This window comes from Enterococcus sp. DIV0436a, from assembly GCF_051711605.1.
Classification (GTDB): domain Bacteria; phylum Bacillota; class Bacilli; order Lactobacillales; family Enterococcaceae; genus Enterococcus_B; species Enterococcus_B faecium.
Map to the genome: position 1 here is coordinate 2,553,337 of NZ_JBIONA010000001.1, position 15,624 is coordinate 2,568,960.

Consider the following 15,624-nt stretch of genomic DNA (forward strand, 5'->3'; position numbering starts at 1 on the left):
AAGTAAAGAAATATACAGCCTTTTATGGCTAACATTTATAGGAGATATCAATGACACAAGAAATAAAAAAACTACCCGTTATATTTTTAGGTCTTTTCTTTATCACAGTTGGATTGAATTGGTTCTTGCTCCCTCACGATATAGCTTCCGCCGGAGTGGGCGCCATCGGACATTTAGTTGAAACGGCCTTTTCTATCCAACGCTCAGTTACTGTTTGGAGCATCAATCTTATGATGCTGCTTCTAGCCGCTGTCCTATTAGGAAAATCAGTATTTTTTAAGACTGTAGCGGGAAGTCTGCTTTTTCCTGTTGTTTTAGAGATTGTTCCAAAAGTGGAAATGATCTCCTCACATTTCTTTTCACTGATTTCAGGAAGTCTTTTGTTCAGTCTTGGGGTTTACACATTGTACACAGTCGGGGCCTCAAATGGCGGTATAACGATACCGCCGATTATTTTCCACAAATTTTTTCGGCTTCCAATGCCGCAAGGACTTTTACTTACCAATAGTCTTATCGTCTTTTTGAATTATTATGTTTTTGGATTGTTGGAGACACTATTCGTTCTCCTATCTATTACAGTCAGTTCATTGTTTATGAAAATACTCATCCGCTTGTCCCCTGTGTCAAGAAAATTTGAATAAAGCTGGATTTTGTCATAGCGGAAACAAACGATATATTAAAAAGAGTGTGCTATAATAAACCAAGAAATTGAATGAAGCGAGGGATCAATCAATGAGCTTCTCTTTAGAAGACATCCGTCATTTACTATTAAAAGAAAATCTATTAAAAGAATTTGTTTCAACAAGAGGCTGGCATCTTGATGTACCAGAAAAAGCTGAATTTCTTCAGTTAAGTTATGATTCAAGAAAAGCTGATGCTTCTACTTTGTTTTTCTGTAAAGGAATGAATTTCAAAGAAGAATATTTGGATTCAGCAATCGAACAGGGTATTCAATATTATGTATCAGAACAACCATACGAAAATTCAGCAGTAGGAATCATCGTAACGGATATCCGTAAAGCAATGGCGCTTCTTGCTATGGCTTTTTACGACTATCCGCAAAATAAATTGAAAGTGATCGGATTCACTGGAACAAAAGGTAAAACAACTGCTGCGTACTTTACAAAAGCAATCTTGGATCACACAACAAATAAAAAAACAGCATTGCTTTCTACTATGAATACAACGTTAAATGGCAAAACATATTTCAAATCCCATTTGACAACGCCTGAGTCATTAGATTTATATCGTATGATGTCAGAAGCAGTTGAAAATGGTATGACTCATCTAGTGATGGAAGTTTCTTCACAAGCTTACAAAACACAACGCGTATACGGCTTGACTTTAGATGTCGGAATCTTCTTGAATATCTCGCCTGACCATATCAGTCCGATCGAACATCCGACATTTGATGACTATTTCTATTGCAAGCGACAATTGATCTTGAATTCAAAAACAGTTGTTTTAAATCATGAAAGTGACTATTTTGATTTACTTAGGGAAACAGCCGATCTATTCCAGATTCCAACGATCACTTATGGTCGTTCGGAAGAAAGCAATTATCAAGTGATCCGTTCAGATAAAGGTACTCACGGTTTTACTTTATCTTCTCATGAAGATCGCTTAGCTATCTGCGATACTGCTTATGATATTTTGCTGGCTGGAGGATTCAACCAAGAAAATGCAGCCAGTGCGATCATTGCCGCAGCACTAACAGGTGCCTCCAGTCAAGATGCACAAGACGGATTAAAAGAAGCTCGTGTACCAGGCCGAATGGATCAATTGATCCAATCCAATGGAGCGCATGTCTATGTGGACTACGCACATAATTATCTAAGCTTGAAAACATTGCTGGAATTTGCCAAAAATGAACATCCAGATGGCCGTGTAATTGTTGTATTAGGCAGCCCAGGAAACAAAGCAATCTCCCGTCGACATGATTTTGGAAAAGTGCTATCAGAAACAGCTGACATCGCCTTTTTGACGGCAGATGACCCAGCATTTGAAGATCCGAAAAAAATCGCGGAAGAAATCAATGAAGCAATTACTAATCCAGATTTGATCGTTCATTATGAAATGGATCGTCCTGAAGCGATTCGACGCGCTTTAGCAGAAAGCGCTCCGCAAGATTCAGTCGTTATTGCGGGAAAAGGCGTGGATCCCTATCAAAAAATCAATGGTGTAGATGAACCTTATGAAGGGGATTATGCAATCGTGAAGCGGTTAATTGAAGAATAATGGTATTTATATACTAGTGGTTTCCCATTTCTAAGAAAAAAAGGGACTGTGATTTTTTGTCACAGTTCCTTTTTTCTTAGAAATCATTTTAACTTTTCACTAGCTAATTCTGCTGCCTTTTCTCCTTCTTCATTTAATAATTTATTATCATAGAATTTGATAAATGGGAACCAGATAATGAATGCGATGATTGCACAAATGACTGCTAACACAGCCGCTTTCCAATCACCACCACTACCAACAAATGCTCCGATCCCGACTGGTGAAGGCCACGGCATCTGTGCAAGCATCGGTTTGACGATTTCCAGCCGAATGGCAAAATAAGCGAGTGTAGCAGAAGCCATCGGAGCTAAGAAAAACGGAACCGCTAAATAGGGATTGTAGACGATTGGCATCCCGAAAATGATTGGTTCATTGATATTGAATAATCCTGGTACAAGTGAGGCTTTTCCTAACACTTTCAGCTGATCAGATTTCGCGAGGAATGCAATAAAGATGATCAATCCTAAAGTCGCACCTGATCCACCAACGGTTACATAAGAATTGTTGAATTCTCCTGCCAACGGATAATTTGCGCCTTGTGCGTTAGCTGTCATATTAGCTAATACGATCGGGGTCAAGAAAGAAGTGATGATATTCGCTCCATGGATCCCTACGATCCACAATGCATGGATCAAGAAATAAATCACCATGACACCAAGCCATGTATTCGTCAACTGCGTAACAAACCCAAATGGGATAGCAATCATTTTGAAGATATCCGTTCCTAGTGCAACTAATAATCCATTGATGATCATCACCACAAACGCAATGACAAATGTTGGGATCAGAGCAGTGAAAGAACGAGAAACTCCTGGCGGAACAACATCTGGCATTTTTATGACCCAATTTCTCTTGACACACATACAATACAATTCGACCGCAATAATCGACATAATAATAGCTGTAAAGATTCCTGAAGTTCCTAAACGTTCGACAAAAGAGCCCATCCTAATACCATTTACTACAGTTTCTGTCTCATTGATAGAAGCAATCAAGCTGATTTTACCATCAGTCATGATCAATTCAGGGATACACATAAAGAATGCAAAAACAGATAGTAATGCCCCCGTGAGCGGATTAACATTTAATTTTTGTTCATCTCGTTCAATTGACGTTAATTCATAAGCAAACACAATGGCAAAGTAAATAGATAAAATCCCCATCGTCATTGTATTGACGATCATGTACAAGTCACTAACTTTGAAAAAAGTTGCATTAAAAAATCCTTCTAAAAATGGGAACGGTAATGGCAAAATATTTAAAACCAAAAACAACGAGCCTACAATCGTGAAAGGAATAGAAGCCATCCCCGCTGCCATGACAGCCCGAACGATTTTAAGTTGCGCAATTTTCCCCATAGGTCCCATCAGGTATTTCTGCAAAAAATCAAACATTAGTTATTCTCCTTTCCTAAATATAACGCTTTTTCATATTGTTTAATACGGATATACTGTTGGTCTTGGTTGAGTGAAATTTTCTTTAAACGATACTGTATAAATACACTGGTAAAAATACCGCTTACAACAAGAATGAAAACAAATAACTGTCCTCCATTGTTATTTGCCATAAAAGGATACAAGAATGTAAATCCTGAGGTAAACAACACTGGAATCAATAATAAATTAAAGACACTCTGGAACAAAAAATACCACTTTGTCCATGGAACGTTCGTTTGGTGTTTTCGATAAAGCTTTACTTGTTCTCCTACTGCAGGCAAAATAGCTAAAATCAGAATCATCGGTAAACTACTTCCTAAACTTTTAGCTGATAGAAGCAGAATCATCCATTGCATGTTCATGAAAAAGAAAAAGGCAGTCAGGTAACGTACGATTAGATAACGATTGAAATACATGTTTTTCAAACTAAGTTGCTTTTTTTCTAATTCGATTTTCCTTTTTACTGTATCCTGCACAATGATCCTTCCTTTCTATTTATTTTTTTGATACAAATAATTCATTTCCTGTGCAACTTCCAATAATGTCATCGTCGTCATCAGATGATCTTGTGCATGGACCATGATAATTTCCATTTCTATTTTTGTCCCGCTGGCATATTCTTTCAGAAGTTGAGTTTGTGACTGATGCGCATGAAGAATCTCTTCATTTGCTTGTCGCAACTTCTCTTCTACTTCTTCAAACATCTCTTTACGCATCGAGCGAAATGCTTCATGTATCAGTGTCCGTGCATTTCCGCTATGGAAAATGATATCAAAAGAAGTCACTTGTAGTGTTTCACTGTTTATTTTTTCAGCCATCTGTTTTCCTCCTTATTCGATCAGTTTGATAAATTTACTGCTGAAATTCTCAAAAATAGGTTCAGCTAAGATTTCCTGCTGTACTTTTAGCTGGTCAACTAACCTAACGATTGCTTTAGTCACGACCGTAATTCCTTCATTTTCGACATAAGAAGGCGAAACTAAAAAAACAAAATGAATTTCTTGATATTGATCCCACTGCATCCCAGAAGGAATCAATGCAACGGCTACCTTTGTTTCGATTCCAACTGGAACAGCGGGATGTGGGACTGCCACTGTATCACTGAATATGATTTGTCCCATATTTTCACGTTGCTGGATCTGCTTTCGCATTTCTCTTATATATCCTTCTTCTTCATTTATGCTCAGCTTTTGCAGCAAATCATGAAGAATTTCTTCCTTTTTCGGTTCGTACGTATAAGTCTTGAAAAATTTTTCAGACAACTGTTCGGTGTAAATCTGCTTTTTTTGCTGTAGAGAAAATGCTGGTATCGGTCTATCTGAGGAATGATAGGGTATAGATTCTCCAACTACCTTTCGTATTTTACGAACATCATCTTCATTCAAAAAAATACTGACATGTAAAACTGGAATTTTGAAAAACATTGTCGAAAGATCAATAGAAGAAATAATCAGGTCGATTCCTTTTAAAGTTGTTTCATTGATCTCATAATAGCCTTTTACACTTACCACTGTAATATTTTTACCGAATTCACTGACTACGCGATTCTTTAATAGTTGGGCACTGCCGTAACCCGTTGCACAGATAATCAATGCATGTAGTTTATGCGCAGCTCTTTCTTTTTCCAATGCCGCCATGAGATGCAAAGCCAAATAGGCCCATTCATCTTCATTGATGGTATAGTTTTTCAAAGCCGGCATGTTGCTGAAATGCCTTTTTACTGCGTCAAAGACTTTGGGATTTTCTTTCTTTATCTCCTCAGTCAATGGGTTCTCAATGCGAATACCTCGGCTCAATCGAATCATCATCGGTGACAAATGATCGAGTAGTCCATTGAAAAGCTGGAGATCCTCTACTAATGAAAAATGAAATTCCTGAGACAATCTTTTCAGAACTTTCGCTAATTCCTTTGATAGTTCCTGATCATTTTGATTTTCTTTGTGATTCGACTTAGCCATGAGATGTAATGTCAAATAAGCAATTTCTTCTTCGGGAAACGATACACCTGCGATTACCTCAATACGTTGAACGATCCGCTGCGCCACTTGATACTCTACTCGCTTAGAAACTTCTTGTTCGATGCCTAATTCCTTGATTTCAAACCCTTCTCGGAGCCGTTTGATCCCCAAAGCCAAGTGTAAAGTCAGATTCTGTATGATAAAATCCGAAACTTTTAACTTAGCTTCTCTTGTTTCATCGAGAATGATAATGACTAGCTCTTCAAAACTGATGTCTGGGAAAAAACGGCTTTGTCCTAAATATTCTTTCAATGAATTTCCATAATGGTTTCCAAAAAAAGTATCCATGATAAAATGCCGTCGATTTCTTTCTTCCCCTTCGATCCATGTCCCTTGACCATGCTTAGAAACGATTTTTAGTGAATATGGAATCAATCGCTCCTTGATTTCTTGCATGTCCTTTGTCAAACTGGAACGACTGATATAAAGCTCTTCTGCCAAATCATCCATAAAAAGAATGGCATCTTCCAAAAGCAATTGGTTCAATATATACTTTTGTCGATCTTCGGACTCATAAAATCCTTGCGGTTCTCTAGCATATCCAGGTACTATTTCTTGCCGACTCAAAAACAAGTCAAATGTCAGTCTTTGTAAAATATGCAGTTGGTAGCCATAACCTGGTTTAGCAATGATCTTACCTCCGTTTTTTTCTACTAACTCTTTGATCCGCTGCAAGTAATTACGGATTGTCCGATCAGATAATAACAATTCAGAAGCTAAACGTTGACTGGTGACATACTCCTTCTTGTGATCAATCAAATATCTCAACAGCAATTTTTCCTTCTGTTTCATTATCATCCACTCCTATTCCATCATATGTTCTCTTCGATCACCTCTGCTAACTTCTGGATGCCTGTAGGGATTGGGACATACGCTTGGAAAGGGATACTAACAACAGGCTTTCCAACAGATTCTCCTAATTTTTTGAATTTATCCAAAAACATCGTCGTTTGCGGGCTGATCAGAAATAAATCAAAATCACTATTCTTAATCATATTATCGCCTTCTGTAGCTGAAACTGCATCTACGAGTACCTCTTCTCCTTTTTGCTTAAAGAAATCCGTTGTCTTTGAGGCCATCATCGAGGATGACATTCCTGCCGCACAAATAATCAATGCTTTTTTCATAAATCAATCACTCCTTTTATTTTTATAAAACAAGCATATCTTGTAAGCGTTTTCTATTCAAAATATATATTTCCGTAGCATTGCGGAAAAAATGTGTATCATATCTTGAATAATAATTTCTGGCACCGTGATATACTAGTGATAGAATTTTTTCAGGAGGGGATTTAGTGAGTATCACAGTGAATATTTTGTATACAAGTACAAATGGACAAGCCAGAAAATTTGCAGAAGAAATGGTCGAAAGAAACATTGTCAAAGCGATTCGTGCAGAAGAAGGAAACGAGAAATATGACTATTACTTTCCACTAGAAGATCCAGAATCTCTTTTACTGATCGACCGTTGGAAAGATGAAGAAGCAATCGAAAAGCATCACAAATCCGAAATGATGGCTCAAATAAACGAACTCCGTAAAAAGTATAAATTAAAAATGAAAGTCGAACGTTTCACTGATTTACCGTAAAAAGATACACATGGAATGATAGCAATTTATCATCCATGTGCATCTTCACTTTTTCCTTATTTTTTATTCAATCTCATCTAATGATTCAAACCGTGTTTTTCTCTTATTTTTCGGATAAGTATTTCAGTCACCCCAATATACATGATTCCTAAACATACCCCAAGGATATTCTCAAAAATGCGGATCGTTACTGCTCCTGGAACCCCGAATAAACTGGCAGTGATTGCCAAAGCACCAAAAGAATTAAAAACTGTTTTATATCTATAGGTAGAACAAACACCTAAAGCTAGACCACCTAATATACCGACCCAGTTAAAAGGAATAAATTGGCTGATACCAATAAATAAAACACATCCAATCAATGAGCCAATGATTCGGTCTACTGCTCGTTCTTTGAAACCAATCGACATCAATCCATAGCTAGATACAATAGAAGAAAATGCAAACCCTGCCCACATCAATCGCTGAAAAGGGACATACTCTCCTGCAACGATCAAAAGACTAATGCCAAATGCATAGATGAGCATCCAAATTTTTTCCTGCGAATACATGCCTTTCAAAAAAATCTCTTTAAACAAGCTTTTGTCTTTGTTCTTTTCTCGATGTTTTCTGTAAAGGAGAACTGAAAACCAACAAAAAAACAAAAATAATAAGCTACTTGTTTGTGTAAAGAAATTCTTGTTCAACGAATCTTTAGGTAACGAATAAACAATAAAGAGATATGAAAAGCCGTACAAAGAAGCATTCCCCATTTTGGGATCACTAGCGGTTGCCATTAATATGCTGCTTAGTAAAATAAAATGAATCAACATGCCCATAACTGACCATTTGATCAGCTGGACATACGGTGCTACTAATAGTGAGAACATGACGATTGCTAAACCTATGATCGAATGGGAAATCTTATAACCAAAGTCAACAAAACGAATACTCATCAACATACAGAATAAAACCACAGCGTATGGTTTATGCTTCGATTCAAATAATGTTGTAATTATAATGATAAAACAAATGGCAAACAATACGATGAATAATGATCGTAAAAACAATGAACAAATATACATGCACTTTTCTTTTTTAGAAGCTGCTTCTCGTATTTTTTGTTTTAAAATAAACGGATCTAGTTGTAGAGACTGATAAAAATCCACCTGTTGTCGTCCTTTCTTTTTACTTTTATTTTTTACAGTCATCTATGACAGGTTGTAAATACTATGGAACATCATATGGCGTTGTCATTTTCTTGTCAACTATTTTTCCTATTCATGTTTTTATAAAAAAACATATCGTTTTCTTGTATGATTAAATCATCACAAAATAAACAACTGAGAGAACGATATGCTTTATGAATGGTTCTATCAAAAAAATTCTGAGATCAATAGACAAAAATTTGATGATTACAGAGGTCTCTTACGAAACCTTACAGAAGAAAAAAACATTGATCGTTGCTGCAGTTCTCTTCCCTGCTCCATGTGTCTGTAGAAATTGTGGTTCTGCTGTGGTAGATGGAAATAGGAAATTAATGGTGGTGAAAAACAAGAAGAAGGAAACCATTGTCCACTTTGAATAATATAATCATATGCCAATGGTTATACGCCTAAAAAAGCAGCGCTATACCTGTAAAAACTGTCGAAGCCATTGGACCGCTCAAAGTTATTTTATCCGTCCAAGGCACTCGATTTCAAATCATGTCAGACATAAAATCACTTCTTTACTGACTGAAAAAGTGTCGCTATTTTTTATTTCGAAAAGTTGTTAGGTATCTTTGACAACCGTTATTCGCACATTGAAAGAGTTGAAAAGCTATTTACCAAAGTCTTCCAAAAGAATTCTGTCTTGAGTGTTGAGGGTTGTGAATTTCGTTCTCACGTTTCCGTTGAGGATAAACTGAGTTTTATTTCCGCGGATGGCGAGACAGAAAAATTAATCGAGAAAATTTACCTACACAAAAAATTCCTCGATTAACAAACTATTTCCTTAGCTGCACTAATCCTAAAGAAATAGAATTCTTAGTTACAGACATGAACGCCACCTACTTTCAGCTCACCAAACATGTTCTACCAAATGCGAAATTGGTGATTGATCGATTATTTGGTTTTTCCACGCCTTTCAAGGAGGCGTAACCTTTATTCACGAGTTGGTTGAAGCTTTTCGAGACAAAAGACCCGACTTGTTTTTCTCCTTATTGACAAAGAGCCATTAAAACTAGAGAAAAAATTACAACTGATCGCTGATTATTTGTAGAAAGAAAATCAAAGTATTACCCAATAAACTTGAGTTATTAGGAAAAAAACACTGCGAAACTCAAGAATGATTTTCGCAGTGTTTTTGTATATTTTTTATTAACTAGTATTACTACAAAGGTTTATTTTTCACTTCTCAACGCAGCACAAAATTGTCTTTACTTATTTACTGGTTGGGTTCAACCTTCTCTACTTCGATACTAATATTTGTTTGTATACCCCTTCTAAAATCGGTAGTTTCCATTCAATTGATGGGTACTAGTTAATTTTAAAAACTATGCTTATTCAATTTTTTATTTTAGCTCATATATTTCGTTTCTTTCTAAATTTTATACTGATGAAAACAAGTAGCACACCCAATATTGACAATATAAACTGGCTAATGGTGGTTTCTCCAGTTTTTGGAAGATGCTTATTTCCACTGCTTGTTGGAGTGTTTCCTCTTATATCTGAGCTATCAGCAACTTTTCTATTCTCTTTTGTTAAAAAGATCGCCGCTTCTTGTTCTTTTTCGATCTTGAAAGTTACTGGTGTCGCATCCAATTCATACCCCGTTGGCGCTTGAGTTTCTACCAGCTGATATGCTCCTGGTGCTAAGCCATCTATCGCCAGTTTTCCATCTGCTCCTGTAGTTAAACCGGTTTGTAGTGTTTCTCCTTCTCGGTTCTGTAACTCAAAAACAGCTCCTTGTAATACTTCCCCGCTTTGGTCATCGATCTTTGTCAACACGACACCGCCTGGTGTAAGTCGATTTTCTTTCGTCAATTCTACCACCGCTGTCTGACTTCTTTCGATCTCAAACTCGATTGGTGTCGCATCCAATTCATACCCCGTTGGCGCTTGGGTTTCTACCAGCTGATATGCTCCTGGTGCTAAACCGTCAATTGCCAGTTTTCCATCTGCTCCTGTAGTTAGACCGGTTTGTAGCGTTTCTCCTTCTCGGTTCTGTAACTCAAAAACAGCTCCTTGCAGGATTTCCCCGCTTTGGTCATCGATCTTTGTCAACACGACACCGCCTGGTGTAAGTCGATTTTCTTTCGTCAATTCTACCACCGCTGTCTGACTTCTTTCGATCTCAAACTCGATCGGTGTCACATCTAATTCATACCCCGTTGGCGCTTGAGTTTCTACCAGCTGATATGCTCCTGGTGCTAAACCGTCAATTGCCAGTTTTCCATCTGCTCCTGTAGTTAGACCGGTTTGTAGCGTTTCTCCTTCTCGGTTCTGTAACTCAAAAACAGCTCCTTGAAGGACTTCACCACTGCCTTCAGCATGTTTAATTAGTTCAACACCACCCGTATCAAGGATGTTTTCAATGGTTAACGTCACTTCTTCTATGGAGTATTCATTTATAAAAACATCATGTACCGTCGCATCTAAAAGATACCCTTCCGGTGCTTCTGTTTCTCGGACTTGATAGCTACCTACAGGAAGCGGTTCACTTAAAAATTCTCCGTTTTCTGCCGTTATACCTTCTTGTATCACTTGTGAATCGCTTGATAAAATTTCAAATTTTGCTCCTGCCAGCCTTTGGCCATTCTCATCAGTTTTAATTACTTTAATACGCCCATCGATTTTCCTTGTTCTTACAGTACTCGTATTCAATCGACTGTCACTATTCACAAGCGTTGCAAAGTTTAAAATTTGATCGCCGACTGCATACGCCTCTACATTGACCTTAAAAGAGAGGGTAAAACTTGTCGGCCCAACAATCATATTATTCGCACTGAAACGAACCATTCCATTATTGACTTCGGCATCAATGAAAGAGGGAATATCTGATAGAAATGACACAAATTCCATGCCTTCTTCCAAAACATCTTCAATAACGAGTGTATTGCTTGTTCCAGAAAACATCGAGACATGCAGAGTATACGTTAGTTCATTTTCATTGAGATTGATAACATTTTTGTCCACACTTTTTCTTAAAGAGATTGCCGGAAGATTACTTTCAGGGATTCTCAAGCGGTAGTTTCGGCTCATTACCTGATTATTGTAGGTCATACTCGCTCGATTCCGAGAAAACCCATCCTCTTGTCTTCCTTCATTGAACAAGTCGACATCGGTCACTTCAAGAGCATATTCAATAAAATACGATTGACCCTCTGCTAGATTACCAAAGTCCACAACAAGTGTATTCGTTTCCTTATTAAAAGATACTTTGTCCACAAATTCCTCGGAAACATAATGAGTTCTAACGTTTGCTTCACCTGGATTCGTTACTTCTGCGATCCGAACCCCACCTGAAATAGGTTCTCTATTTCCAGTGGAACTCCATGGAGTCGGATTCGGTGCCAAAGTTGTTCCTTGCGGTAGTACATCGGTAACCACTACACCGTCTTTTCGTGATCCTTCATAATTTACCTGCAAAATAAATTTATTACTGTTGGTCACGTCTTGCCCGTCAATCAGCAGATTCCCAAAATTTCCTTGGCTGTCGATTTCTCTAGAGCCATAGTATAATTTCGAAAAAATGGGTCTTGATGAAGGAATAGGTGTAATTGAAAATTCCGTGTTTACTACTCGCTCAGCATAAGTAAGACTCACTTGAAAGTCATTATTTGGCTCAGTACCGCCTGATTGAAAGAAAGCAACTTCAAACGTGATACTGAATGTATACAACTGAGCGGCTTCATTTAATCCTTCATAATCAAAGGTAAATGGAAAAACAACGTCTGTGCCTTCTTGGTAAAATGCCAGTGGCTTTAACGGAGAATCATCAGCGACCTCCACTCTAATGAACTCAATTAAGCCAATCGATGCTCTAGGAACTCGTACGACCATCTCCCCATATTCTTCAAGAATATCGCCAGCGCCTCCTTGAATGTATCCCTTTAACGTTTGTGTATGCCTGCTCGGCAAAGTGGGGCGCTCAGCAGAGATGCCGATGTCATAATTCAAGTGCTCCTCTTGTCTTTCAATTTGAAATTCCTGCGTCATAGATGGCTCAGATGATCTCGCTTCATTAAAAGACTCACTTGTGCTTTCTTCTGGTACATTGATTTCTATTGAGACCGTATTTGATTGAATATCACCGCTTCTTGCGGTCAATTCGTATTTACCTGAATGCTGGGAAGAATAAGTAATCAGACGTTCGTAATCATTGAGTTGCTTCACTTCCCCTTCAATCAAATCCTCACTCTTATTAATGACCAATGCATTTAGCAGGTCTGGTGTTCCTCTGACTCGCAACTGGAACTGCTCACCCAAAGCAACCTCCTCTTGATCAACTTCGATTGTCAGCGAACGCTCTGGCTGTTCTGCTAAAGACTCAGCTAGAACCGTTATGTTCCCAAATTGATTGATCACAATAAGCATAACTAGAAACATACTTAACAGTTTATGAAATTTGTTCCTCACTATTACTCCCCCTTATAATTTTGACTAAACAACAAGGTACCCGATAATTTTCTAAAAAGATTCCCCAACTCAAAATGGCTGCGTTACCTCCCTCGTATTTTCGGTTCAACTCAAGCGTTGCAATATAAGCTGTAAACAAAGCTAATGATTGCCGATTGTCTTCTGTTGATTGATTCGATAGCTTTGTATGACTTTTAGTTGTCCGTGTGGCTTAACCATAATTATGATTTCACGATTCCTCCTGCCAGTGCCTTGCACAAGCTGGAGCGTAACCCTAATAGTTGTTTTGTTAATGTACTTATATACTTTTCCATTAGAAACAATCACTAAATCGTTGATACCAAGGTCAGACTCTAGAATTTCATCAGTGAGTCCCTGTATTGGTTAACCTTCATCAATCCCAAAAAAATATATCAATGCTTAGCATCAAAATGAATATATAGTTTAGAATACTTGGGATTCATCGATAACTGATCGCTTATTTGGCCATATTATTTGGCACTTGGTTCAACTAAACGCATTTAGGATGTTCCTTCATTCTCGTCATGGATGTTCTCAAACCGTCATTACTAATAAACTGTCCACCGAATCGATGGTTCATTTCTTGCATTTTCCACGTCCAATTACTCTTTTTGCTCTTTATTTGGGCGTAGTTTTACTTTCTTAACTTGTATCGTCTTCCATCAACTCCTTAATCATCTTCTTAGCTTTATTGGCTCGGTTTCCTTGTAAAAGGTATCTACAAATAGTGACAATCTGTATTAAATCTTCATCATTTTCTGTAATGTCAATAATTTCTATATTCTGTACCATATATTGCAAAGGGTTTCACTAAGTTCATAACCGAAGCGAATTAAACAACTTTTGTATAGAATAACTACCTTTTCTATTTTTCCATTAGTAATTCTGTCTATTAATTGGTTTAATCCTTTTGTTGTAGTTGATTCCACTACCAAGATGATTCTCTCGAATTTTAAAGCTTGAAGATGTATTGCTATTTTTGCTAACTGGCGTATTTGCAACTATTCTCCCCTTCTATTCTTCCTTCATTGATTCCCCTCTAAAATTACTATCCATAAAAAATTGCATAAATGACAATAGTATTTATATTAGTCATACTGCTTTTTAACGCAGCAAATTCCAGAAAAACATTCGTTACATATTTGTGAATTTTTCCAAAAAATAACATTTTTATAAAACGACGAAAAATAAATCACTACCAGTCAACTTCTATAATATTACCAAATAACAAACTAACTATCCATCAATAACGTGTTTTATTTTTTAAAATTTCTATAAAAAAATAATCATTCTTAAAATGAATATCTAAAAATAACAATAAACTTTGTGATTTTTCTTGTTTGAAGAATGTTAGAAGAAAAATCTCTAAATACTTATAATTATTTTATAAGCAAAAAAATGCTATCGGTAGTATCACCGATAGCTGAGGAAAGTCACAGTAGGGACTATTTGATTAAAAAATATGTTTATTCAATCCATCTATTTATTTTTACCTTATTAACATATTGTAATAATGTAATCAACAATGTATTTTAAGTGTAATGCTTTTATGCACCTATTTAATTTATCATTCTCATCTGATACAATCTCACTCATAACAATATGAATTTTTCTTCTCATTAGTCTCAGTTCACCATGAATTATACATAACACCCAATACAATTATTTTTCCATACTTTTTTAAGAGGACAATTACATCGTATATATCGCTAAGAATTGCAACCATTCCATTTTTAAAGACATATTTCCTCTAAAAAACTAAAATTCTATCTATCCACGACTAATAATCCCCCACATTAAACCCGTAATCGAACCAGAAAATTTTTCTTTATAACTAAAACAACCATCATTTTCGAGTTATCTTAAACACATATTTCCTATTTTTTCATTTCTATCCATGCATGATAATATTCAGTTCTGATATTGTTTTCATCCGTATTCGTCAATAGATACTGGCCGATCACTTCTCCTGTTTTCCATCCTTTTTCATACATTCTTTCTCTGATTTCTAAAATATTATTACGTTCCGCATGGTTCATCTCGGATTTCAATAAGAATCGACGATAAACAGCCGTATCTTTTTTCTCCCAAATCACGTCTTGAGTAAATAAATGTACTTCACTAGGGTCGATAAAAAATCCATACATCGTCTGTGAACTGGAAGCTGGCATACTCATCATCCCAAAGCTTGAATAGTTAGGTAGAAATTTTTTGATTTCCACAATATCTTCAAACTCCGTTGAGATCATACAGTCAAAAGGGATCTCTTCTACAGGAAACTCTTCCTCGTTTGTATCGATCATCAATTTCAACTGTTTTTTTCGCGCCCTTATCTCTTTTTGTTTTTGTTTCATCACCACCAGTTCTTTATGGATTCTTCTTTCTGTTTCATCAAGTGTCTCATATAACTCCGTCAATGTTTTTCCATATAAATTCTTCATCTGTTTGATCGGTATATCTAATTTTCTATAAAAAACGATATCATAAAGCATAAAAATATCATCGATATCAAACAATCGATAATCATTCTCTTCTTGTCTACTTGAACGGATTAATCCTTGTTCATCCCAATAGCGGATCGTTGATTTTGGCAAATCAAATAGTTCCGATACTTGGCCAATCGTATACATTTTTTTCATTTTTTCTCACCTCTTTTCCAGTTTATTCTTTTTTCTATTGAC

At 36.6% G+C, this 15,624-nt stretch carries 11 protein-coding genes and 2 pseudogenes; 4 read left to right on the forward strand and 9 right to left on the reverse strand.

The features are described 5' to 3' along the window. The first annotated feature begins 50 nt into the window (after nt 1-50). Complete coding sequence (locus IGL15_RS12525; protein WP_002285964.1) at nt 51-641, forward strand: YitT family protein; 591 nt, start codon at nt 51-53, stop codon at nt 639-641. Nucleotides 642-732: 91 nt separating this feature from the next. Then, entirely contained in the window at nt 733-2,238 is a 1,506-nt protein-coding gene (locus tag IGL15_RS12530) for a UDP-N-acetylmuramoyl-L-alanyl-D-glutamate--L-lysine ligase (protein ID WP_002297725.1), read from the forward strand. An 83-nt stretch (nt 2,239-2,321) separates the two neighbouring features. Here the strand turns inward: IGL15_RS12530 and celB are convergent, their stop codons facing one another. The 5 genes from celB to IGL15_RS12555 are packed head-to-tail and all read right to left on the reverse strand — an operon-like array spanning nt 2,322 to nt 6,861. Then, entirely contained in the window at nt 2,322-3,674 is a 1,353-nt protein-coding gene (celB, locus tag IGL15_RS12535; RefSeq protein WP_104765209.1) for a PTS cellobiose transporter subunit IIC, read from the reverse strand. After that, a complete protein-coding gene (locus IGL15_RS12540) occupies nt 3,674-4,192 on the reverse strand; it encodes a hypothetical protein (protein WP_002297723.1) in 519 nt (172 codons plus the stop codon). Before IGL15_RS12540 ends, celB begins: the two co-directional genes overlap by 1 nt. Nucleotides 4,193-4,207: 15 nt before the next feature. Then, nucleotides 4,208-4,534 (reverse strand): PTS cellobiose transporter subunit IIA, encoded by a 327-nt coding sequence (locus IGL15_RS12545; RefSeq protein WP_002285954.1) that lies wholly within the window; start codon nt 4,532-4,534, stop codon nt 4,208-4,210. Nucleotides 4,535-4,546: 12 nt separating this feature from the next. Next, nucleotides 4,547-6,526, reverse strand: a complete 1,980-nt coding sequence (locus tag IGL15_RS12550; protein ID WP_002285949.1) for a BglG family transcription antiterminator — start codon at nt 6,524-6,526, stop codon at nt 4,547-4,549. Nucleotides 6,527-6,546: 20 nt separating this feature from the next. Further along, a complete protein-coding gene (locus IGL15_RS12555; RefSeq protein WP_002297720.1) occupies nt 6,547-6,861 on the reverse strand; it encodes a PTS cellobiose transporter subunit IIB in 315 nt (104 codons plus the stop codon). A 167-nt stretch (nt 6,862-7,028) separates the two neighbouring features. On the opposite strand from IGL15_RS12555, the gene IGL15_RS12560 reads away from it, so the two are divergent. After that, nucleotides 7,029-7,322, forward strand: coding sequence for an antibiotic biosynthesis monooxygenase family protein (locus IGL15_RS12560; RefSeq protein WP_002285944.1), 294 nt, complete (start codon nt 7,029-7,031; stop codon nt 7,320-7,322). 77 nt (nt 7,323-7,399) lie between these two features. On the opposite strand, the gene IGL15_RS12565 is transcribed toward IGL15_RS12560, so the two are convergent. After that, nucleotides 7,400-8,512: an FUSC family protein gene (locus IGL15_RS12565; RefSeq protein ID WP_002321621.1), complete on the reverse strand. Its 1,113-nt coding sequence runs from the start codon at nt 8,510-8,512 to the stop codon at nt 7,400-7,402. A 152-nt stretch (nt 8,513-8,664) separates the two neighbouring features. On the opposite strand from IGL15_RS12565, the pseudogene IGL15_RS12570 reads away from it, so the two are divergent. Next, nucleotides 8,665-9,504: pseudogene (locus tag IGL15_RS12570) on the forward strand (transposase); the annotation flags it as partial. A gap of 361 nt (nt 9,505-9,865) precedes the next feature. On the opposite strand, the gene IGL15_RS12575 reads toward IGL15_RS12570, so the two are convergent. The 3 genes and pseudogenes from IGL15_RS12575 to IGL15_RS12585 form a co-directional block, all read right to left on the reverse strand. Beyond that, nucleotides 9,866-12,922, reverse strand: a complete 3,057-nt coding sequence (locus tag IGL15_RS12575) for an LPXTG cell wall anchor domain-containing protein (RefSeq protein WP_104765208.1) — start codon at nt 12,920-12,922, stop codon at nt 9,866-9,868. 663 nt (nt 12,923-13,585) lie between these two features. Beyond that, a pseudogene (locus IGL15_RS12580) lies at nt 13,586-13,879 on the reverse strand (IS607 family transposase); the annotation flags it as partial. Nucleotides 13,880-14,820: 941 nt separating this feature from the next. After that, nucleotides 14,821-15,582 carry a MerR family transcriptional regulator gene (locus IGL15_RS12585; protein WP_002307953.1) on the reverse strand — a complete coding sequence of 254 codons (762 nt, stop codon included), beginning with the start codon at nt 15,580-15,582 and terminating at the stop codon, nt 14,821-14,823. Nucleotides 15,583-15,624 lie beyond the last annotated feature (42 nt).